The organism is Flavisolibacter ginsengiterrae DSM 18136, assembly GCF_059568575.1.
Map to the genome: position 1 here is coordinate 1 of NZ_JCANTR010000032.1, position 24,791 is coordinate 24,791.

General features: G+C 38.6%; 16 protein-coding genes. 9 read left to right on the plus strand and 7 right to left on the minus strand.

Going from position 1 to position 24,791, the window contains the following annotated elements; all coding sequences use genetic code 11:
• From BP74_RS20510 to BP74_RS20530, 5 genes are all read left to right on the plus strand, one after another.
• Positions 1–885: PKD domain-containing protein (locus BP74_RS20510; protein ID WP_496377229.1), on the plus strand; the 885-nt coding region annotated here is incomplete at its 5' end.
• Between the two features lie 179 nt (positions 886–1,064).
• A complete protein-coding gene (locus tag BP74_RS20515; RefSeq protein ID WP_496377231.1) occupies positions 1,065–2,270 on the plus strand; it encodes a glycosyltransferase family 2 protein in 1,206 nt (401 codons plus the stop codon).
• 152 nt (positions 2,271–2,422) lie between these two features.
• The gene (locus tag BP74_RS20520) at positions 2,423–4,618 is read left to right on the plus strand and encodes a Wzz/FepE/Etk N-terminal domain-containing protein (RefSeq protein ID WP_496377233.1); all 2,196 of its coding nucleotides are present in this window, start codon (positions 2,423–2,425) and stop codon (positions 4,616–4,618) included.
• Between the two features lie 84 nt (positions 4,619–4,702).
• Positions 4,703–5,464, plus strand: coding sequence for a TolC family protein (locus BP74_RS20525; RefSeq protein ID WP_496377236.1), 762 nt, complete (start codon positions 4,703–4,705; stop codon positions 5,462–5,464).
• Between the two features lie 45 nt (positions 5,465–5,509).
• Positions 5,510–6,703: an acyltransferase family protein gene (locus tag BP74_RS20530; RefSeq protein WP_496377238.1), complete on the plus strand. Its 1,194-nt coding sequence runs from the start codon at positions 5,510–5,512 to the stop codon at positions 6,701–6,703.
• On the opposite strand, the gene BP74_RS20535 is transcribed toward BP74_RS20530, so the two are convergent.
• The 7 genes from BP74_RS20535 to BP74_RS20565 all read right to left on the minus strand — a co-directional run bounded on the left by BP74_RS20535 (position 6,690) and on the right by BP74_RS20565 (position 17,196).
• Positions 6,690–8,291, minus strand: coding sequence for a DUF8728 domain-containing protein (locus tag BP74_RS20535; RefSeq protein WP_496377240.1), 1,602 nt, complete (start codon positions 8,289–8,291; stop codon positions 6,690–6,692). The genes BP74_RS20530 and BP74_RS20535 overlap by 14 nt on opposite strands.
• A 16-nt stretch (positions 8,292–8,307) precedes the next feature.
• Positions 8,308–9,837, minus strand: a complete 1,530-nt coding sequence (locus BP74_RS20540) for an O-antigen ligase family protein (protein ID WP_496377242.1) — start codon at positions 9,835–9,837, stop codon at positions 8,308–8,310.
• 231 nt (positions 9,838–10,068) lie between these two features.
• Positions 10,069–13,494 (minus strand): PKD domain-containing protein, encoded by a 3,426-nt coding sequence (locus BP74_RS20545; RefSeq protein WP_496377244.1) that lies wholly within the window; start codon positions 13,492–13,494, stop codon positions 10,069–10,071.
• Between the two features lie 158 nt (positions 13,495–13,652).
• On the minus strand, positions 13,653–14,246 hold the full coding sequence (locus tag BP74_RS20550) for an HAD family hydrolase (RefSeq protein ID WP_496377246.1): 594 nt from the start codon (positions 14,244–14,246) through the stop codon (positions 13,653–13,655).
• Positions 14,243–14,974 carry an SDR family oxidoreductase gene (locus BP74_RS20555; protein ID WP_496377248.1) on the minus strand — a complete coding sequence of 244 codons (732 nt, stop codon included), beginning with the start codon at positions 14,972–14,974 and terminating at the stop codon, positions 14,243–14,245. The genes BP74_RS20550 and BP74_RS20555 overlap by 4 nt, the downstream gene beginning before the upstream one ends.
• Before the next feature lie 6 nt (positions 14,975–14,980).
• A complete protein-coding gene (locus BP74_RS20560; protein WP_496377250.1) occupies positions 14,981–16,315 on the minus strand; it encodes an FAD-binding oxidoreductase in 1,335 nt (444 codons plus the stop codon).
• Entirely contained in the window at positions 16,312–17,196 is an 885-nt protein-coding gene (locus BP74_RS20565) for a decaprenyl-phosphate phosphoribosyltransferase (protein WP_496377252.1), read from the minus strand. The genes BP74_RS20560 and BP74_RS20565 overlap by 4 nt, the downstream gene beginning before the upstream one ends.
• Positions 17,197–17,334: 138 nt before the next feature.
• Between BP74_RS20565 and BP74_RS20570 the strand changes: the two genes are divergently transcribed.
• From BP74_RS20570 to BP74_RS20585, 4 genes are all read left to right on the plus strand, one after another.
• Positions 17,335–18,975 (plus strand): hypothetical protein, encoded by a 1,641-nt coding sequence (locus BP74_RS20570; RefSeq protein ID WP_496377254.1) that lies wholly within the window; start codon positions 17,335–17,337, stop codon positions 18,973–18,975.
• A 484-nt stretch (positions 18,976–19,459) separates the two neighbouring features.
• Positions 19,460–22,270, plus strand: a complete 2,811-nt coding sequence (locus BP74_RS20575; RefSeq protein WP_496377256.1) for a carbohydrate-binding protein — start codon at positions 19,460–19,462, stop codon at positions 22,268–22,270.
• Positions 22,271–22,330: 60 nt separating this feature from the next.
• Positions 22,331–22,855 (plus strand): hypothetical protein, encoded by a 525-nt coding sequence (locus tag BP74_RS20580; protein ID WP_496377258.1) that lies wholly within the window; start codon positions 22,331–22,333, stop codon positions 22,853–22,855.
• 124 nt (positions 22,856–22,979) lie between these two features.
• The coding region (locus tag BP74_RS20585) for a carbohydrate-binding protein (RefSeq protein WP_496377260.1) at positions 22,980–24,791 on the plus strand (1,812 nt) is incomplete at its 3' end.

Below are 24,791 nucleotides of genomic sequence, written 5' to 3' on the forward strand. Positions count from 1 at the left end.
GGAGCCTTGGCAAAAGATACGGTTATGGTAATAGTTAAAGCAGCCGTAAACCAACTTCCTGTTGTTAATGCAGGTGCAGATCAAACCATTACCCTGCCTGTTAATAATGTAACATTAAATGGTAGTGCCACCGATAAAGATGGAACTATAACATCCTATACCTGGAGTAAACTTAGCGGTCCTTCTGCCTATACTATTGTTACTCCTAACGCATCTTCCACCTCAATAACAGGATTGGCAGAGGGCGTATACATCTTCCGTCTCAGTGTTACTGATAACCAGGGAGCCATTTCATCTGATGATATACAAATAACTGTAAAAGCAGCAATGCCAAAGCCAAATCTAGCTCCAACAGCAAATGCAGGAAGAGACATTGTTATTACCTTGCCATTGAACAAAACACAGTTGGCAGGCACAGGATCAGATGCAGACGGAAGTATCGTAGCATACAAATGGACAAAAATTGATGGGCCTGTCAATTATACCCTGGCTTCACCTACTGCAAATAAAACATCTGTTTCCAATCTAGTTGAAGGAGTGTATTTATTCCAATTATTAGTAACTGACAATAATGGAGCAACAGGTTCAGATACAGTAATGTTGACTGTAAAATCAGATACCAGGAAAAAGTCCACCGCGACATTATTCCCCAATCCTGCTACAAGCACCTTAAATGTTTCCATTGATGCTGTAACTGATAAGAATTATTCATACATCAGGATCTATAATCCTATGGGACATATCGTTTACCAGGAAGAATTTTTACGTACCCAACAACAAATGATAAAATCGATTGATATTTCAGCTTTCGAAAAAGGGGTATATATGGTAAATATCAATCCCGATATCAATTCAACAGTAACCTTAAAGTTTATAAAGGAATAAAAAAATCCTTGGAATGGAAAAAGGTAGTGAGCAATCACTACCTTTTTTTTGTACCGAATCGTTTCATATGAATGGGGTTAATACATTTTGGCCTCAAGGCTGAGTACGGCATGCTATTTATATAATATGGGGATAAAAGGACAATTTCATTATAATTTAGTACCCTTAAAACCTGAATAATGGTGTTTCTCGAGTATGTGTTGTGGATTTGCTGCTTCATTGTTTTTTATAATTATGCAGGGTATGCCATAATAGCTTATGTAATAAACCTATTCAAGAAAAAGAAAAATTTAGGAAGTAGTCGCCCATTTTACCCCACTGTTTCGTTCATTGTTGCAGCGTTTAATGAAGAAGATTGTATTGAAAAAAAGATCCAAAATTCTTTTGAACAGGTTTATCCTTCAGATAGGATTGAATATATATTCATTACTGATGGTTCCACAGACTCAACCCCTGATATAATAGAAAAATATCCACAAATTCAATTACTTCATTCCAACCTCCGCCTGGGTAAATCAGCGGCTCTTAACAGGGCTGTTAATGCAGCCAAAAATGACATTTTGCTTTTTAGTGATGCCAATACTTTTCTGAACCCTGAGGCTACCCAAAAGATAGCAGGTCATTATTTGGACATAACTGTTGGGGGTGTGGCAGGCGAGAAAAAAGTAATGACCCCTGAAAACGATAAAGAAAATATCGGAGCCAGCGAAGGACTTTACTGGAAATATGAATCATTCCTGAAAAAGCTTGACTCTGACTTCTATTCGGTTGTGGGCGCTGCCGGAGAACTATTTTCAGTAAGGAAGGAATTATACGAAATAGTGCCGGCTGAAGTAGTGCTGGATGATTTTATTATATCAATGAAAGTGGCACAAAAGGGTTTTCGGATCATTTATGAACCCCAGGCATATGCCATGGAACTTCCCTCCTTTTCTATCAAAGATGAAAAGAAAAGAAAAGTTCGTATTGCTGCAGGTGGGTTCCAGGCTATGGCTATGTTACCAGAGGCATTAGCTTTCTGGAAACATCCCGGGCTTTCTTTTTTATATATATCTCACCGGGTGCTCAGGTGGACATTGAGTCCATTGTGCCTCATTTTAGCCTTTATTTCCAGTTACATACTCAGCAGGTATGTTCCAAATCCTATTTATAAGGTGATTTTCCTATTACAGGTGGCATTTTATGTTGGCGCTTTAATTGCTTATCTATCACCGACAGTGACGAAATATTTGAAAATTTTAAAACTGCCTTATTACTTTATTTTTATGAACATTTCCGTAATCCAGGGATTTTTCAGATTTTTACGCAAGAAACAGCCTTCGACCTGGGAAAAAGTGAAGCGGTCCAACTCTAATTTTCTGAAAAGCCCGGTCATAGATCCATAGCGATAATCAATGATAAATAGAAAGTAACGAGATTATCCTTCATCCTTAGTTTAATCAATATTCCTAATTTTTAAGATCAGATCATTTAACAGGCTTTAGTTGTTTCTCAGTACCTGAAAACCTATTTTTAGTTTATAATACAGTACCTAACCATGGATTTTGTCTATCTCCTCCGGATTCTAATGAAAAGAAAGTGGATCATTATTGGTTCCGCTATCATTGCAGCTACAGTTGCATATATTTTAACTCTTAACCAGCCAAAAAAGTATCGTTCTACAGCACAAATCGCTACAGGCTATACAACGTACGACCCAATGAAACTGGTTAATGAAAATGCAGATTATTACCAACAGGACACTAAATTCAACAATGTTATTGTTACGTTTACCTCTCCCCCAGTAATAAACCTCCTTTCCTACAACCTAATTCTTCATGATCTTACACAACCTGATGCTTTTCATAAATTGACAGATAATGAGAAGGCACAGGCATTCAAGAACATTTCAAAAGATTCCGCGATCAGGGCTTTCAGAGCAAAGGTCCAGACCATGAGCATACTTTCACCTTCCGTTCCGGAAGATAAAAAACTCATGGACCTTTTGAGTGTTTACCAATATGATTATACTACATTAACCAGAAATTTAAAGGTTAGCCGGTTTGAACGAACGGATTACCTGAATATTGATTATACATCTGTTGACCCCAACCTTTCAGCATTCCTGGTAAATACGGCCTATGATGAATTTATCAGGTATTATGGTACCAGCAGGGGTAAAACCGCAGCTGAGTCTATTGATACGCTGAGAAGTATCATGGAAAAGAAAAAGCAGATACTGGATCAGAAAAACGAATTATTGCAAAGGACAGGTTATGGTACTTCTGAAATACAAAGTACGGGCGACCTGGATATCATTGCCAACCTCGAGTCTGAGTTGACAAGTGAAAGAAGCAAACTAACAACTTTCCAGGCCAATTTGAGAAAGGTGAACCAGAGATTGGCTGATTTAAACAAGGCACCGGCTGAAACCAGCAGTTCTGACAATGATGAAGTTATCCAACTCCGAACTGCCATGAATAGTGCTTATAATGATTACCTCCGCACCAATGACCAGGCAGACTATAGAAAGTATAACTCGTTAAAATCAAAATACCAGCAAAAGGTGTTATCAAGCAGGTCAGGCTCTGTTACTGCTAAAGATCCAGTCTCAGAAAAGATTGATCTTCAGTCTCAGAAAACCGACCTGGAAATTGATATACAAAGCAGCTCTTCGTTTGTTTCCTCCCTACAATCAAAGATCAATTCTTTAAAAGGTAGTGTTACATCCGCAGCTTCCAGTACGGCAGTTGGTGAGAGTCTTAAAAAAGAAGTTGATTTTGCCAACAAGGAATATCTTGAAGCTAAACAGAGATACAATGCAGCTACTGATATAGGAGGAGCCTCATTAGTGAACTTCCGCGTGATTGTTCCTGGTCAACCCGCTATGTCACCGGAACCATCAAAACGGCCTTTGATCATTGCGCTTGCTGCTATTGCAGCCCTTTTAACAACAATCGGTATCATCATTTTTCTTACTTACCTTGATACCTCCATTCGAACGCCAATCATTTTTTCCAAGAATGTAAACCTGAAGATGATCAGCCTGGTCAACTTCATGAACCTGAAAAACAAAAGCATCACTGATGTAATCTCAAACAAGCTTATAGCCACGGATGAGGCAGAACATAAACGTAATAATCTTTTCAGGGAATCTATCCGTAAACTGAGGTATGAAATTGAAACAAGCGGCAAGAAGATTTTTCTGTTTACAAGTACAAAAAAAGGGCAGGGTAAAACTACCTTGATCCAGGCTTTGGCATATAGTATGAGTTTAAGCAAAAAGAAAGTACTTATTATAGATACCAATTTCTGTAACAATGACCTTACAGTGCAATTGAATGCTGAACCAGTGCTTGAAAAAATAGTTCCTTATAAATCTGACAATAAAGCCCTGATAGAACAAGTAAAAGTATTTTCTAAAGATCTTGGTCTAGGTACAGTATATGCAATTGGTTCTGAAGGGGGAGATTATACACCCTCTGAAATTTTGCCAAGAGAAAATCTATTGCAACATTTACAATTATTAACTACTGATTTTGATTATATCTTTTTAGAAGGTCCTCCCCTGAATGATTTTTCTGACAGTAAGGAACTGGCCCAATATGTTGATGGGGTCATAGCAGTTTTCTCAGCCCAGGAAGTAATTAAACAAATTGATAAACAATCCATTAGTTTTTTCAAAGAACTCAATGGTAAGTTTACCGGATCCATATTGAATATGGTGGATCTGAAAAATATTAATGTTGTATAAGGCTTTCCGGCAGTAAGAAAATATACTTAATTATTAATTTTTGCATTAACTTAATTTATAATTCTATAAATAGTAATTGAACCAATGAATACCAAGGAAACAAAAAGAAACGGATTAAAATTCACAAGCTCATTGATTCGCAATTCATTTCACAACCCTTCATCAAAAAAATTAATTATTACTTTTTTATTAACTGGCGTAATGGGACTTACCCATGCCCAGGTCAATAATTCAATGCTGATAAAATCTGATACTTCTTCAATAATAGAAGAAAAATTGGTAGCTCTGGCATTACAAGGTCCTGAGGCTAAAAACCTGGAGCATCAAAATAAGATCAATGAATACACCTTAAAGAATGCCCAGAATCAGTGGATGAATTTATTGGCTGTTTCTTTAAACTATAATGATCAATCTTTTTCAAAAACTCCTACTACGTCATATGTCTATCCTAAATACTTTTTTGGATTGACCATTCCTTTAGGAACTATCCTTTCAAGAACCCAGGTTAAATCTGCTACAGAGAGTATTGAAATGGGTAAGAACAACCAGGAGATTCTGCGGAGGAATATCCGTGAAGAAGTATTGACTAAGTACAGGGAATACAGGGCTTATAGTCAGCTAATTGCTATTCAGAGTGAGCTCGTAAATGATGTTCAGGCAGAACTGGCCCAAACAGAGGAAAAATTCAGAAAAGGTACCGTAACCATTGATACTTATAATGCCGCCCAGAAAGGAAACAACAGCGAAATGGCAACACTTATCAATTTAAAATTACAGCAGGAGATCAAGAAGCTGGAAATTGAAAGAATGATCGGGGTTAAACTGGAAACAGTTACTAACCGGTAAGTGCCGTCATAATAATGTAGTTTTCAAAGTTTACAAGATGTGTGAATGAAAAACGCAAAGGGATGGATATTGTACGCCTTTAACTTAACCATTCTTGAAAAAAACAGGTACAGCTGGGTTGATTATCTAAGAGGAGTCATTATACTTTTAGTGGTTTATCATCATGCTTATCTTGGTATAGAAAGAAGCGGTATCCCCGTGCCTGAAACTGTGGGTAAGGCTAATATGATCTTTTACAGCTTTCGCATGCCCCTTTTCTTTATTATTTCCGGAGTGTTTACTACCATTAGTCTTTCTAAACAATCCGTAAAGGACCTCATCTTTGTTAAATTCGACAAGATCTTATACCCCTATTTTATATGGGCGTTTATCCAGGTGACACTGCAAATTTTCATGTCGCATTTTACTAACTCCGATAGAACTGTTCATGATTATTTATACATTCTTTACCAACCCAAACAGTTGGACCAGTTCTGGTATCTCCCAGCTTTGTTTAATGCAACAATGGTTTTTATCTTCTTTAAAACGAAGGTGAAACCAAGCAGGTGGGTGCATTTAATTATTGGGCTTGTATTATTCACATGTGCTCCATTTCTTAATGATATAAGCATGATGTCCAATTGGATGCGCTTTTACTTATTCTTTGTAATAGGTGACCTTATCTCTGGTATGCTATTTACAGAAATCGTACAGCAGCAATTAAAAAAGCCTATCACGCTGCTCATATTCCTTCCAGTATTTATTGGTGCCCAAATCGTTTACCTGCATAATAATGTAGGGGCTAAGGCGATGGAAACGACCATAGAAACATTTCATGGAAATAGTACCCTGTATGCATTGAATGAACTGAACTTTCTTTTCACTTCATTGATTGGTTGTATCACGCTTATAATTATGGCCTTTCTCCTGGAAAAATGGAATAAACTCTCATTTCTTCGTGTAATTGGATTTCACTCCCTCTATATCTATATGATACATGTGATTGTTGTAGGATTAGTGCGGTCTATCTTAATTCATTTCCTGCATCTTACCAACCCAATACTGATTTTATTAACTGTAATAGCATTTGGGGTAGCCATCCCTATCATGTTTTATAACCTACTGGGAAGAACTTATTTATGGTTCCTTTTTACAACAAGAAAGAAAAAAAGAATTGAAGAGATAACAAGGCAGGTACGTACTATTCAGCCTTTAACTCAAGCTCACTCCCAGCCGAAACCAGATATCAGAAGTACTTAACAACTACAGAAGGAGGCAAGCCAGGTTCGTATGCTTTTAATTTATTGTAAAGGTTTAAGTATTCGGTATTATCCAGTGCATAAAAAGAAACAATGTCATCTCCACAAATCACATTATTTTGAATCTTCCAGGTGGCAACCTTTCTCCATTTTGAGGTCAATGTGTCTGAGAACCAGCTATCATAAATCATTGCAACCTTGACATTCCTCGACCTGCTTAGGGAATCAAGAAATTGCGGAGTCCAGTATTTTTGTTTCTTGCTCCTGGTTACTTCTATGGTTGCCAGGCCCCAAAGATCAACAATGGAAGCATTAGTAAAATAGCTTACTGCCCCTATATCATTTGCTGCAATAGCACTGTTGAAATAGTTATTTTTTGAAAATCGGGCCATCTGGTATTGCTGATCGTAAATATTTTTACAAGCCTGCACAGACTTTTCCAAAGCGGAGGTAGATCGTAACGCGATGGGAAAAAATAAAAAAAATACCAACACTAATAAGATAATTTTAAAACCTGCCAACTTCCAGTCATCAAAGGCCTGCTTACCATATTTATAAAAAAGCACTGTTGTTATAACCGTGGAATTAAAGAATAAATAAGCTTCATACCTATATAGGTAACCAGTGGAGGCAAGTGACAACTGCAGAACCGTTGCTACCACAAGAAAAATAATTATAAAGGCATAAGAAGGACGGATGTATTTTTTAAACCCAAGGTACAATAATGGTAAAATCACCAACCATCTTTGAGTAGCAAGTGCAGCCAAACCATTCCTGGCATATGTGAGTTTCTCAAATAGTATATTGGAGATAATTCCAGTTAATCCTGTATAAGAAAAACTTTCAGATTTTACTAATACTGAATTGGGAAGAAAATAACTTCCTTTCATAAGGGAAAAAATCCCAAAAATGACTACAGGCAAAACACCAACAAAGCCCAGCAAAAATGCCTGTTTAATATTTTTATAATATAAAAGCATAACACAGGCAATGGCAATAAGGAATAAACCTTCATACCTGATGGAAGCTGCAAGGGCAGCTGTGATATATATGCTTATCGGAATTTTTGCAGCTGTGTTATCTATAGACGATTCCAACCAATCAGAAAAATAGAATATAAAAATGAAAGACAGCAGGCACTGGATTGTATGCTCCATGCCCGTAACGATCATTAAGGCAAGAGGAGTAATAAAAACTGCCAATAACATGATTCCACCCTGAGCAATTGAAGAAATTTCATGCTTGCTAAGCCAGGAATGTAAAAACCAAATAACTGCTATCCCCGCAAGACAATTAATAATAAAAGGTATTACAGTGCTTTCGGATACAAATCTGAATATGGTTAAAATAACCGTGTAGAGCAGGGACGAAGAGGCAGATGCAAAATTGTTATTGATTCCCCAATGCCCATGGACTAAATTCTTTGCTATCTGTAAATGAATAAAAGTATCATCAAATGGATACATAAATACACCATTTGTATACTTTAATACTTTTAATTCTATGAATAATATAGGGAGAAAAAGAACAAGGATACCAAAGAAGAATACAAACATAGTATTCCTTGTACTTAAGATCTGTCCATTCATGGTCGCCTAACTTTTATTAGTACTGATCGCTATTAAGAGCTGACCTGTCTTCCAGCCTTTCTTTTGTTGTTTGTTGCCGTAGTTGGAGTAAAATTGCAACTACAGGAAAATACACCATAGTATTACTGAATTGTCCTACTGCCTCCTGAGCGATTTCACCAATGTAAAAAGCAAAAAGAAAAGCTGTAATAGCAGCAAAAATTGCTTTTGCTTTCGGATTCTTAGTACCAAAGTAACCACGAACGGCATATTGTGCTGTAATGAAGTATAAGATACAGGTAAGTATCATACCGATCCATCCTGTTTCAAGAGACTTATTTACATAACTACTGTCGGTTGGAAATCCAGCCAACTGATGACCGGGATTATATTTCTGACCATTTTCTCCCGTTGTACTCAAACCACCACCAAATGGATGACTGTAGATATAAGGTTGAATAGAAGCCCTGTTGGCTTCTCTTACATTATAGGATGCATCTTCACTTCCGGAGAAACTGCTTCGAAATCTAATTATCGTTTCGCTACTATAAATCGGAGCGAACATTATAAATAGAAATGCCAGTACAGCAAATACAGCAAAGATCCTCGTGATCTTTTTATGTATTGTTAGCAAAATATATAAACCTATTCCGCCTACCAGCATTGCATTGGCCGTCCTGGTTCCTGAATAAGACATTCCAAGCAACATGATAATAGATCCCCCAATCAGGACTATTCTATAAAATAGCTTCTTTTCATTGATACCTAATAAAATAAAAAGCAGGGAACAACCTGCCATAATAATTCCAAACTCAGTTGGTCCTGAGAAAAATGAAAATTTACGATAGGTTCCAAAAAGATATATAAGATTAAGGCGAAGTTCACTGCTATGCACCCAATTGATTTCGAAAGGAAACAAGCCATGCCATTGTTGAATGCAGCCGTATAATCCTGTTACCAAAGCACAAATAAATAAAACCCTCAGGAAGTTATTGATCCTGGAAAGATCAGAAAAGACATTATAACATATAAAAATGATAACAAATGATTCTACAACTTTTCTCACGATCAGTGCCCATCCCTGTAAAGAGTGCCCATAGGGATTGAATAATTCAAGACATAAATACCCTAAAACTACCAGGTAAATAATAATAGGTCTTTTTGAAAAGAAGGCTTTTGAATTTTCCCTTAAATCATATTTTCCAACAAATAATCCTACTAAAGTGGCAAGGATAAGGATGTCGGCAACAATGCCAACAGGAAGATTATCCTGGAAAAACAAGCGGGAAATATGAGTACAAACAAATAAAAAGATCAGGTTGATATATATTCCCCACTCCACATTGAGTATACAAAGCAATAAAATGCCAAAACCTAATATTACACCTATGGCCCCTACCCCGATTATAAAGTCATTGGCAAGTAAATAACCAAACACGCCTGCAACACAACCAATTAATAAAAATCCTAACCAATTATTAAGTTTCTCAATTACAAAAATTCTTTGCAGGAACGAGAATACAGAGTTGGGACGAATTTTTTGCCGGATATATTTTTCCTCCGCCATTTATCAATAAAATAAGATTTTCATAAAAACTGCAATAAAGAAAAAAATTAAAGTGAGGATCATGATTACCTCATGAAATGATTTTTTCTGATGTTCCATGTTCGTCAATTGATAGCAAATTAAACTATTCCTTTCTCCCAATCAATACCTGACGGGACTATTATGCAGCTGAGTAATCAATAAGCATACCCATCCTTCACATTAAACATAAAAATCCCGGTATATCGGAACTTATAACTTTATGAACTTCTGAGATAGTAGCTGTTTATTGATTTTTAGTGTTAGGATATATTCACCATTAGGCAGATCACCAACGTAAATGAAAGATTGTAGTTGTGTAGTATTTTTATTCCAGGTGAATTGTTTTTGAATTATACCGGCAATATTCCACAATTGTATATTGAGCAATCCCATATATGGATCATTTACCACAACTGTTGCCTGGTTTTGAATAGGTGTTGGATAGATATTCAAACGAGTAAAAGGGGTGAATTCCTGGTTTGTTACTTTACTTGAAGTTCCTGAAATTACAGTACCAGAATTACTATTTACCAGTTCCCACCAGTTGAATACAGGGTTACCGGCGGTTTTATTGACCTGCACCTTAAAGGTTTGCTGGCTTCCGGCTGTAAGATTGATGCTTACACTTACTGTTTGCCAGGCGCTCCCTGTGTTGGGAACATTGATCGTTGCTAGCAGGGTGCCTGCATTGTTTAATAGTAACAGTTTACTTCCTCCCTTTGTGGCTCCCACCCTGAAATTGGCTGTATAGGTGCCTGAATAAGGGACATCCACTGTATAATTTAATACATCGCCATTGTCTAAACTGCCAACCTGTTGACCACCACCAACGTCCGTTGTTGCAGTTTTGGTGACCGCTGCAGTAGTATTGGTAAAACTTTCAGCTTCTATTCTTACAGAAAAAACAGGTGTAGGCTGTTGGTTGACAAGCACAATCACATCATCCGAAGTACTAGCGCCGCTATTATCAGTGACTGTTAATCTAAAGGTATAAGAGCCTGCGCTAAGACCTGTAACAGAGGTAGAAGGGGTAACTGGTGAAGAAATGGTTCCCCCGGTGCCTGTAACCCTTGTCCATGCATAGGTCACTATTGATCCATCTGCGTCTGAGGCTGTGCCACTCAAGTTAACAGAGCTTACAGGCAGGGTAATGGTTTGATCCAGCCCTGCATTTACTGTAGGAGGCTGGTTGGTCGTACTGTTTACCACCACGTTTACATCATCACTTGCTGATGCACCGTTGTTATCAGTTACGGTCAGGCGGAAAGTATATGTGCCTGCACTAAGACCAGTAATGCTGGTGGTAGAATCCGAAGGCGAAACAATGGTTGCTGCAACCCCTCCTACCTGGGTCCATGCATAGGTCACTATTGATCCATCTGCATCTGAGGCTGTGCCACTCAAGTTAACAGAGCTTACAGGCAGGGTAATGGTTTGATCCTGCCCTGCATTTACTGTAGGAGGCTGGTTGGTCGCAGCATTGACTGTCACAATCACATCATCAGAAGTACTAGCGCCGCTATTATCAGTTACAGTAAGACGGAATGTATAAGACCCTGCCACAAGGCCAGTAATGGTTGTGGAGGCTGAGGAAGGAGAAGTGAGGGTAGCTGCTCCGCCGGTTAGTTTTGTCCAGGCATAAGTAACGATGGTTCCATCAGCATCTGTACCGCTGCCAGCCAAGGAAACACTATTAGCAGGTAGTGTAATAGTTTGGTCAGCTCCTGCGTTGGCAGTTGGAGCCTGGTTAGTAGCTGTTGCCCCCACTAATTCCATCCAGTTAATGTTCCAGCCTGCTCCAGCAGTAGATTCAATTCTTAAAGTTTCATCTCCTGCTATGAGATTCAAAGGCACAGAAACGGTTTGCCAATTTTGGAAGCCACCAGTTGTAGGAATGTTTACAGTAGAAACTATAGTTCCTGTTTTGTTTTTAACAACAAGTTGAGCACCTGTATAAGGAGAAGCAACTCTTAAATTAAGATTATATGATCCTGAAGTCCCAACAGTTAAACCGTAATCCATCCAATCGCCGTTATCTATCCAGCCTACATCCAGGGTGCCACCAGTATCGGAACAAGCTTCTGTCTGGACTCCGCTCATGGCAGTCCAGTTTTCTGCTTCTACATGGAATACTGACCCGGGAGAAACAATAGAAATAACATTAACTGCCACATCATCCGTTCCATGAATTCCATTTTCATCAATTGCAGTCAACCTGAAAACATAATTACCCTGTACAAGACCTGTAACAAAGGTTGTGAGCAACGAAGGAGAAATAATGGTTCCCGAATCAGGCCCTGAAACCTTGGCCCAGCTATAGGATATCACATGTACAGTAGTATCTGTAAGATTGCCACTCAATAAAACGGAATCAACAGGTAATATAACTTTCTTGTCAGCGCCGGCATTGGGAGCAGGTTTGTTATAGGGTGGATTAAATACAGTTTTCCTTTTAAAAATATTGATAAGTCCTGTTGTAGTATTATAGGAATAACTATCAGCCCCTGAAACTGATATTGAGCTAATCGATGTATTATTAGTAGCCAGAAGTGAAATATCCCTGTAACTATTTTTCGCGGGCACATTACTTAAGTCAAGCGTAATGGTTAAAACATTGCGTTTAAGTGACTGGGTCATTACCAGTTTTCTTTTGACTTCCAGATATTCCAGTAATTCCTGAAGGCTGGTGACCCAAATAGTATTACCGGACACTGAATCAACATAATCGAAAAAGGATTTAAATCCCTGCCAGTTATTCGAATTATAGCTATGCGTGCCAAGGCGATATATTTTGTGTATCGTTGACGAAGATTTAGACCTAAGATCTGCTACCCGGGATTTTAATTCATTTGTTACAGAACTATTGCCCCAGTCATCATTGAAATCCCTAAGGAATACATTAAAATTTGAATCAAGTTGTGAAAGATCTGCCAGGTGATCGGACCACATATTCGCAGGCTGGGAAGTATAACCATCGGTTACACTTTGGGAAGTTGCAGCCATAAAACCCTGTTGTTGCACATAGGGATTATAACCGGTATAATTGGATGGAGTAACCCATACCCTGGAAACAAATCCTGTTTTGTCATAAATAAAGTTGGTATTCTCAAGGATATTTCTTGGCTCTGTAAAATTATTTGTAACGTAGTATTGATCCTGCTCATGATAAAAGCCATGATTTTCCAGTAAAAATCCGGAAGCCACCAATGTTTTGAGTTGAGAAGTATTTAAAAGAGAAGGAACTAAAGTAAGGTCTCCATCATTATAATTACTATGAGCTGTCATAGCTACTCCAAGGGTATATGGTTTGTTATTTCCGCAACCATCAGTAAAGTATTTCCCCGTATAGGTTAATCCATCCTCTGTAGCAACTCCACCTTGCAAAAAAGCTTTAACGCTCATTACATTAGCTGGCTGATCATCAACCTCCATACTTAATACCGATTGCTTGTTGTATTTCAAATCAGCTAATGAAGCTTTTGATCCAGCCTGGGCAGAATTGTATTTCACAGTCACTGTAATAACTTGTGAATGAGCTAAGAAAGAAGAAAGAGTAAGTAAGAAAAAAGCAACAATTACCCTGGTGAGGATATTAATATTCTTATACCGGCGTTTTGGTGTTTTGAGACTTTTCAAGGAATAGGTTTTAATCTGCAAATAGAAAGTGGATCCAAATGTATATTAAACAATCCTAATCTGATGCCCAAATGGTTAAAACCAGAAATTCAAGCGATACCTTCTTGTAAAACCTCGGTGAACTAATTGACAACTGCCGGATTCAAAAAATAAATGAATTAAAGAAACGGCTTATAATAGGATTTGGTAGCAAGACTAAGCATTGGAAGATCTCCTTTCGTATCCCCATAGGCATAAACCTCATTATATTCTTCAATAGAATATTTTTCTAATATACGCCTTACCTTCTCCTGACCATGACAGTTCCTTCCGGAAATTTTACCAGTTAACTTACCATTTTTAATTTCAAGTACACTAGCTATAAGTATAAGATTTTTTTCGAGACACCAATGCCTGATCCAGTTTTCGGGTGAAGCTGATACAATTACAACATCTATATTGTCATTTTGTAAAGTCAGTATCTCCTGCAGAGCCTTAGGACGAATAACAGAGGGTAATTTTTTTTTCGAAAATTCAATTGCCATCCGATCGAAATCAGTGATTTCAGTACCCCGAAAAAAATAGCCGAGCACTTTTTCCTTGGCTTCCTGGTTAGAGATCACCTTTATTTTATAAGCTAACAGGTAAAAGATATTATATAAAAACCCACCATAAAAAGCAGGGGCACCCTTTGCAAATTTTATGAATTCCAATAAGGTATCCTTTGTAGTAACAGTGCCATCAAAATCAAAAAAAGCTATTCCCTTCTTCACAATTTCTTCTTTTTAAATATTCCTTCAGGGATGGAAGTAATGATCAACATGATATATTTCCAGAACCACTTTACATAAAGTATATTCTTTTTACTTCGAACACCATTATAGATAGCATCGGCTACATTTTCCGGATAGGCAGTCAATAAAGGAGGTAACTTTAAATGTTCCGTCATTTTAGTATATACAAAACCAGGCAACACTGTCATTACATGAACATTATCATGGTATAATTTATTACGCAGGCCAGACAAATAAGCGGTGAAAGCTGACTTGGCGCTTCCATAAATGTAATTGCTTTGCCGTCCCCTGTTCCCTGCTACTGAACTGATCCCTATAATAATACCTGATTTACGCAAAGCATAATCAGCAGCAACAAGATTTAAAATGGAAACCGCACCAGTATAGTTTGTATTAATAGTACGCAGGCTTTCTTCCCAATCTGTGATCACTTTTTCATTTTCATTCATATATCCAATAACGTAAACTGTAACATCAGGCTTTGGCAGAAGTGATTTATAAAAATCTGTGTGAGAGCCAAAGTCCAGGGCATCAAAAGAATGCAGGGTGCATTTTACGCCATACCTGATCTCTATATCTGATTGAAATGGTTGTAAGGAACCAGTATTCCGGGCTGCCAGTTGCACATCATACTTCTCCGAGGCAAACTTCCTGGCTATAGCAAACCCGATATCTGAGGTAGCTCCTAATATTAAAATAGTGGGCATGATAAATTATTGTGTGATATGTAACCGTCGTGCCTGAACGGAATTGATCCTGAATCCAGGATTATATTTTTTTATGATTTCCCTAAATTGGTCAGCATTGTCATAACTTTTCCAAAATACATCTGCATCCATCCTTGCATCTTTGGACAAATACAGGCGGCCATTATATTGTAGCACTATTTTATCCAATTCGTCAAGGAAGGGGAATAAATTACTCCGTACAGGAAAATCAAGCGCAAGCGTATATCCTTTTTTGGGAAATGAAATGAGATCATTCTGTTCACCAAAAACTTTCAATACTGCCAGGAAAGATCCCATTCCTGCATCGCTGATGCGGTGAAGTATTTCGATCAATCCTTGCTTGCTTTCCAGTGGTAATACAAATTGATATTGAAGAAAACCTTTTTTGCCATATCCCCTGTTCCAGTGTAAAACTGCATCCAATGGATAAAAGAAAGGTTCGTAAGAAACCACGTTATTAATCTCTTTCTTCAAATTCTTTGCATAAAAAAGAAAATTGAAGGCCCTTACTGTAAACTGGTTCAGAACAAATGATGGAAGGTTAAATGGGAAAGAAATTTGTTTTTTAGCTGGCATTTTTAAAGGTTCAGCTTTTTGTTTTGCATCCAGGTCTTGCACAACAGCATGTTCACCCAACATTAATATACTTCTTCCAAAATTCTTTCCTTTTTTAAGGCAATCTATCCAGGCAACTGAATACGTATAATGTGTGTATTCATCAAACAAGCGCAATACCTCATCAAGGTTCTCAGCCTTAATCTGTTTTTGTTTAATATAAGACGTTTCTATTTTCTTCAGGTCAAACTTTACTCTTGTAATTACACCTGTCAGTCCCATTCCTCCACAAGTTGCCCAGAAAAGATCGGGGTATTGCTGCGTGGAGCAGGTAAGTGTTTCACCCGAAGATAATAGTACATCCATTTCTAAAACGTGGGCAGAAAAGGAACCATCTATATGGTGATTCTTACCGTGTACATCGCTGGCTACGGCGCCTCCCACGGTAATAAACTTGGTGCCGGGTGTTACAGGAAGAAACCATCCTTTAGGAACGATCACTTCCAGTATTTTATCTAAGGTTATACCTGACTGACATTCAAAGATCCCGTGATTCGTATCAAAGTTGAGTATCTTATCATATTTGAGTGTGGAAAGTGTGCTTTTTTCGAGAGAAGCATCGCCATAACACCTGCCATTACCCCTTGCAATAATTGAATCGCTTTGCTGAACAGAATCTTTGATTTGTTCGGAAAAAGAAAATGTGCTCTCCTCCGATTCCATCACTGGAAAGTTGCCCCAGTTGGCAATTGTTTTTTTCATCATTGAAATAAGGTTACGTCTTTCATATAAATGATCAAATAAAAGCTGGTAATCCAAAGCAGTATTGATATTTGGATGAATCGGTCCTTATAAAGAATCTTTGTGGGAGATCCAGCAGCGGAGTGTACAAAGATGATCTGCAAATATCGCAAAATTCCTGCTAAAACAAAAAGACAGGTATAATATAACCGGTAAGTGCCCATTCTCCTGATAACATCAGGAGACATAGTATACATAAAGTAAGCTACAACTATGACCGCACATACTAAAGACAGTACTACGTTTAGAAATTCAAGATTATAACCCTTTATTGATTTTCTCATGTCAGTACCTGAAGAAACTTTCAGCAATACATCGTCTCGCCTTTTACCAATAGCCATAAATAAAGCCAGCAGGAAAACCATGATATTAAGCCATTCGGTAAGTCCGATCATTGCTATAACGGCTCCGCTTTTTATACGCAGTACAAATCCAATGGCTACAATAATGATATCAAGAATTGGTATTGTTTTCAATCCAAAGGAATAGGCCAGGTTTAACACGAAATAAATACCTAAAACAAAAAGAAATTTATCCCTTATAAAATAAGCTATGGCAAAACCTGTGATCAATAAAATAATACAAATGATAAGGGCAACAGGTTTTGAAACTGCTCCGGAAGCCAGGGGACGACTCTTTTTTTCAGGATGCTTTTGATCATCTTCTATATCTCTGTAATCATTGATGATATAAATACTGCTGGCAACCAGGGAAAATGCAATAAAACCCAGGATCAGCCTGGGATATAGTTCCCAATGAAAAAAATCGCCCGAAAAAAATAACGGTATAAAAAGGAACAGGTTTTTAGCCCAATCCTTGGGACGGAGTAAAGAAAGATAAGCCACGGGTCAAAAAATGGTTAATGATGGCGGTAAAAGTATTGATTATGCGCCAAAGCGCATAATGCTACAACCATACCAAACCTTCTACCATAATATCAGAACCTAGTTTTAACTTGGTGCAGGAATTTTATATCGATCAATATGGATGAATTACAGACAGGAAAACGGATCCGCAGATTTTCCCAATTGGAATTACTTATCATAGTTCTCCTGGCCATTATTCCTCTCTTTACAAGTTTTCCTTACCGGGTTAATATATTTCTTTCCTGGGAAGGTGCTTATAGATTAAGCCAGGGACAGGTACCCTATAGGGATTTTGGAATGCCACTTGGATATATGTATTGGGTTGTCCCTGCATTGTTCTTCAAGATTTTCGGAACACAGATGATCACTCTTATAAAGGCGCAGGTATTTTTAAACATCCTTTCCGGCCTGGCTTTCCGTTCCATATTAAAAAGTTTGAAGGTTCAACCAGGGGTGCGCCTGTTATCGGTTATTTTATATTGTCTTTCCTTTTCCTTCTTTAATTTCTGGCCATGGTACAATCACACTGTGATAGTATACGAAATGGTTGGACTCGCATTTCTATTACACTATATTACTGCTGTCAGTAAGAACTGGATTGTATTATCGTTTAGTGCATTATTTACATTCTTTTCCTTTTTTACTAAACAGGATGGGGGGGGCCTTGCCCTAATTTTATGCCTTACCCTTCTTACCTATCATTGTTTTACAGAAAAAAAATGGAAACCCTTATTCATCTTTGTTTTGAGCTACCTGGTTATTGCTCTTATAATTATTTTACCGCTTATACAGTACAATTTCGGTTATTGGTTCAATCATGGCCAGCCTCCCCATACTTCAAGGGTTTCAGTATTTGAAATTGCTGATGAATTTTTCATGAATTCTCAATGGATAAAATTTTACCTGTTTGTGATCCTTCTATTGATTATTGTAAATTATAAAAACAGTAAGGAATTATTCACAAAAGAATCGGATACACTATTCCTGTTGCTTACTTCAGGAATATTGGTGGAAGCGGCCATACTACAGGTTACTAGCTATACCCCACCAGACAATAATATTTTCTTCCACAGTTTTGCCATTGCTTTTATCCTTTCCCAACTTTCAAGGCATATAAACCTGGATTTTAACAGAGCTGGAATTCTTACAGTAGGCTGCCTTGGTTTGGTGCTATGGTGGAGCGGTATATTTTGGAAATATTTTCAAAGAATAGCAGAACGGGTACTTCCCGGAGCTTCAGTAAGCCAAAATTCGAGTGAAAACATTGTAAACCGTAACACCTATATCATACATCCTCCTTCCAATGATATTCCATTATCAGAATGGACCTTTTCAGGACTGAACAGTTTCAAAAAAATCTATATGCCAAATGCCACAGTGAAAGGTATAGACAGGTTATTAGAAATGGACCTGGTTAAAAGCAGGAAAGGATCATTAAGGGTACTGAATATGAGTGAGTTAACACCATTAGCAGTTGAAATGCCTTATCACCAGGAAATTGGCCCGGAGGTACCCTTATGGTATCACCTGGGGGTTGCCATGTTCAATAGGGAAGCCGCTCAATATGAAAATAAAATAATGACAAATCAATATGACCTTGTAATTTTTGAATATGTTCCTTCTCTAAACAATTTTTATCCATTCAGAGTACGTGATACATTAATAAACAGGTATCAAAAAATAGATTCATTTCCAGCTCCCAGGAGAGGTGACACACAAGGGATGATCGAAATATTTACACCAAAAAAGAGTTTTTAGATAATTAAGTCGGGCTGAATTTATGAATCGTGCCAAAAATTATATTGCATTATAATACATATTCAAATGTTAAATAGAAACAATGGAATCTAAATAATTAATATGTTTTTTGTTGATAAATATCATTAACATTTTTAAAGCTCATCCGTATTCTGTTTAATAATTCCACTTTATATTTATTCCTCTCTAAGACTAAAAATCGAAAAATAGAACTGAACAGGTGAATTAAAATAGGCGACACTGTAATGCAGTGCCCGCTTAGGTTTTAAAGATTTTTCGTTCATTGAACGATGGAAATAATCATCTCACCTACTTTCTAATTTTCAAAGCACTAAAAAATCGTTGCTTTATAGTGTTAAAGTGCTAATCAATAATCTTTTGGCATAATTATCGCTTAATGCGGATGAAATGCCACAACCCTTTTGAAACTGTAGATTCGCCCTATTTATTTTTTATTGTTTAAAGCCTATCCATCTTTTTAATTATGAAGCACCTAAGAATGTCTTTGTTGCAACGCCTTGTAACAACCTTATCCGTGCTATTCTTCGCTATTGCGGCTAATGCACAAGTTCAAACACCAAAGTATGTATCTATTAACGGGAATTCAGGTGGGTATTTTGAATACTTGCCTGCCGGTTACAACAACAATACTACTTATCCATTGATCGTTTTTGTTCATGGAATCGGTGAATTAGGAAGTGGCCAGCCAGGAGATCTTGATAAGATCATAAATTGCTGGACTGCTCTTCCCCGCCTTATTGTCAATGGTGGTTTTCCTACATCTTTTAATGTTGGCGGAGTTCAAAAGGGTTTCATCGTGATCTCTCCCCAGTTCAAGGGTTGGCCATCCGGCGGTGACATCAATGATGTCATCAATTATGCTGTGAATAATTACCGGGTTGACCAAAGCCGCATCTACGTAACCGGCTTAAGTATGGGCGGAGGCGCTACCTGGGATTTTGGAGCAGCCTTTCCAAACAGGGCCGCTGCCATTGTACCTGTTTGTGGAGCCACATATCCTGATCAGGGAAAGGCACAATCTATTGCCAATGCAAAATTACCTGTATGGGCTTTACACAACGATTTCGATGGTACTGTGCAATCTTCTTACACTAAAGACTGGGTGACTAATATCACCAACTTTGGTGGAAATGCACGCAAGACCATTTTCCCTGACTATGGCCATGACGCATGGACCAAGTCTTACAATCCTTCTTACAGGGAGAACAATATGAACGTCTACGAGTGGATGCTTCAATACTCTAAAGGTGGATCTGCACCAGCTCCAGCTCCGGCACCCTCACCTTCTCCAATACCAGTCCCAACAGTTTCCACAGTCAACTTACCCGGTAAAGTTGAGGCTGAAAACTGGAGCAATATGAGTGGAGTTCAGAAAGAAAGCACTTCAGATGCTGGTGGTGGACAGGATGTAGGATACATTGATCCAAATGATTGGATGGATTACTCAGTAAATGTTGGCACCGCGGGTACCTATACAGTTAACTTCCGGATAGCTTCCCTGGCATCCAATTCACAATTACAACTGAAAAAATCAGACGGAACTGTCCTGGCAACAGTGAACGTTCCATATACAGGTGGTTATCAAAGCTGGCAAACTGTAAGCGCAACTGTAAACCTGGGTTCAGGAACACAAACGCTTCGAATCCAGTCTACTTCACCATCTGGGGTTGGCTTTAATATTAACTGGTTTGAATTTGTAACAGCAACAAGTGTTGCACCTTCACCAGTACCAGTTCCAACAGCTACAACAACCACTTTACCTGGAAGAGTAGAATCCGAAAATTATTCTTCCATGAGTGGGGTTTTAACTGAAACTACATCAGACGCTACGGGCGGCAAAAATGTGGGTTATATAGATAATGGTGACTGGATGGATTACAGTGTAAATGCTTCTGCTGCAGGAACTTATACAGTAAATTTGAGAGTTGCAAGTCCTTATTCAGGCGCCCAGTTACAATTAAAAAATAGCTCAGGCTCTGTATTGGCAACGGTTAATCTTCCAAATACGGGTGGTTTTCAAAACTGGCAAACAGTAAGCGCTTCCATTAATATTCCTGCAGGAACTCAAACCCTAAGGGTTCAGTCTACTTCAGGAGTTGGTTGGAATATCAATTACATGGATTTCTCAAGTGGTGGAACTACTTCATCTGGTACAACAACTTCCGGTACTGGTTCCCGCTATGAAGCAGAGAACTGGAGTAATATGAGCGGTGTTCAGACAGAAAATACTTCTGATGCCGGTGGTGGTAAAGACGTGGGTTGGATAGATAATGGCGACTGGATGGACTATAATGTTAGTGTTTCCTCTGCCGGAACCTATACTTTCAACCTAAGGGTTTCCAGTATCTACAGCGGTTCACAATTCCAAATAAAGAACAGTAGTGGTGTTGTGCTGGCAACTGTCAATGTTCCTCTTACAGGAGGATACCAGACCTTCCAGACAGTAAGTGCCAACGTTAACCTGAATGCAGGTTCACAAACAATCAGGATACAATCCTCAGCTTCTCTGGGTTTTAATTTCAACTGGTTCGAGGTAGCTGGTGGAAGCGGTACAACATCTGCTCCATCGACTTCAAGTTCTACACGTATCGAAGCGGAGAACTGGAGCAATATGAGCGGTGTTCAAACAGAAAATACTTCAGATGCCGGCGGTGGTAAAGACGTGGGTTGGATAGATATTGGCGACTGGATGGACTATACATATAATGCACCTTCATCAGGAACTTACACAGTAAACTTAAGAGTGTCCAGTATATACAATGGTTCTCAACTTCAGATCAAAAACAGCAATGGAGTAGTATTGGCCACTGTAAACGTTCCATTGACCGGCGGTTATCAAACATTCCAGACTGTGAGTGCATCTGTTAACTTACCTGCAGGAAGCCAGACCATCAGGATTCAATCCTCAGCTTCTCTTGGATTTAATTTCAACTGGTTCGAGGTTGGCCAGGGTGGAGCAGCTCTTTCAGCTATACAACAAAGCACTTCCATCATGACCACTGAAACTACCAATGTAGCTACAACACCATCTCTGGATCTGTATCCAAATCCAACAACAGATCGTTTTGTATTACAGGTAAATAACAGTCTGAGTGGAAATGTATCTGTTCAAGTGATCAATCTTTCAGGAGCAGTTCAAAAGCAGTTCAGCTTCAGCAAGGCAGATGGTTCAACACAGTTCTATATTTCCATCGGTGACCTGGCAGCAGCTACCTACATTGTAAAAGTTACAATGGGTACCTGGTCTGACTCTAGACAAATCGTAAAACAATAATACTTCAACACCAAATGGCCGGGTAAAACCGGCCAATTATTCTCTTTCAAATATTAATCTATGAACAAACACAAGCTACCGGTTTTAGGCTTTAGCCTATTACTGCTGATCGCATCATGCAAAAAAAATGATGTCCAGCATGAAACTACCCTGGGAAAAAGTCCTGTTGCAGCTGCAATGGCGGCTAGTGCAAAAGCTTCTGATTGGAAAACCCTGTCAAGCTGGGCTTCATCTAAAGGAGATAAGTTTACTACCTATAGTTCAAAACTTGCTGATAGTTCTATTACCAGTTCAGTTACTTCCCGTGGTATGGTACTCGCTTTCGTGAAAAATGGGTCAACGATCAATGCTTTACCCTTTCAACAAAAAGGTACCACAGATTCTTATTTCTATTACCAGGTATCGAATGGTTCTGTAACACTTTTATGTGACAATTACAGTGGAACAGAAAGCTTAACATCTGATGCCTTTAAGTATTTCGTTTTTTCTCCTGAAAAATTGAAAGACCTGGAAAGCCAGGGTTATACAAAAATAAAATTGATGTCATTGGCCTATGAAGATGTTGCAGCATTGTTTTCGAAGTAAAACTGCAAATGAAAAAAAGGCCTGTAAAAAGGCCTTTTTTCATTTTATACTACGCTAATCAACCCTTTGTTAAAAATGCAATTTGCCTTGTCCCGACAGGGCAGATTTTAATAGTAACCTAACTATGAAAAAACATTCAATTTCCTATATGGGAAGGATTTTTACCTTCCTGGTATCTACCATTATAGTTCTTTCACATAAAACAATAGCACAGGTACCTACAGCGAACAGCTTTTCTTCGACAGTTGCCTATAACGGCATCTACAGGTATGGAGCCAACCCGGGATGGTACGGAAATAACTGGACATCGGAAAATGTGGCTGCTCTTTCTATGGGTAGCTCTTCACTCAATGTAAAAGGAGTGGGTGTTAAGTCACTTCGTATTCCTTTATATGATGATCATTTAACCACTTACGGTATTAATGCAGAAGTTTCAAAATTCCAATATTATGCAACCCTTGGTGGTGGTGATATGACTGCTTTCGTTGGAAACCCATCTCCGGCCAACAGGGAAACCACAACTTTCCCCGGCAGCCCTGAGCAGGCAAAAACTTTTAAAGGATTATATGAACCTATTTGGCTGGATGCGGCCCAAACACAGGTAAATCCTGCTAACACGTATGCCAAATATCTCTATGATGTAGTAAAAGTGTATGGCTCTTACATTAAGTTCTGGGAAGTGATCAATGAACCCGATTATACCTATACAGGTTCTGGTTGGATGGGAGATGCTAATCCTCCTCAGGCCGGAAGTTGGTTTGATCATGACCCAAATGCATCTGAACTGGTGAACCTCAGGGCGCCTATTCAATATTACATCCGCACTTTAAGGATTTCATGGGAAGTAATTAAAAAACTACAGCCAAATTCATATGTATGTACAGGTGGTATTGGTTACAGGAGCTTCCTGGATGCAATACTCCGCAACACGGATAACCCTGTTGATGGTTCTGTTACCTCCGCGTATCCGGCAAAAGGGGGAGCTTACTTTGATGTGCTGAGCTTTCATAATTATCCTATGTATAGTTTAAAAACCTGGAGCAATGCAATCAATGGGTTCCAGTTCTTCCGCCATTCCGACGGGGCAGCTTCAGCCTTCATTAATTGCAGGAATAACATGGAAACACTTTTGGGAACGTATGGTTATAACGGTTCCAGCTATCCGAAAAAACAATATATATGTACAGAAACCGGGGTTTCCACTTTCTCCTCGGGGGATGATTGGGGAAGCCCGGAAGGCCAGAAGAATTATGTGATCAAAGCACAGGTAGCTGCTCAAAAAGCGGACATCAGGCAGGTCTATTGGTACACTATCGGTGACCAGACAGGCACTTCACAGTACGACCAAATGGGAATGTATAAGTATTTTGGAAATTCAACACCGTACAATGCTACGCTTACTGACCAGGGTATTGCTTCTAAAACAATGTCAGATTTGTTATATGGAAGAACCTATGACGCCTCCAGGACTTCATCAATGAACTTACCTGGCAATGTTGACGGTGGTGCCTTCAGGGGCAATGATGGCAGTTATGTGTATGTATTATGGGCAAAAACACAAACCGACCTTTCTGAAAACGCTTCAGCCACCTATAGCTTTCCTTCATTTGTAGTTATGAGTGGTAATGTCACCAGAAAGGATTGGGATTATTCTCAAACCAATAATTCAACTTCATTAAGTGCATCCAATATTAATTTAAACGGAAGTCCAAGCTTTTTTATTGAAGGCGCAGGTTCCACTTCTCCCTCACCAACACCCACCCCTGCACCTTCAGGATCAACTACCCGCGTAGAAGCGGAGAACTGGTCTGGCATGAGTGGTGTGCAAACAGAAAACACTTCCGATGCAGGTGGTGGAAAAGATGTGGGATGGATTGATAATGGAGACTGGATGGACTACAGCATTTCTGCTCCTTCAGCAGGTGCCTATACGGTT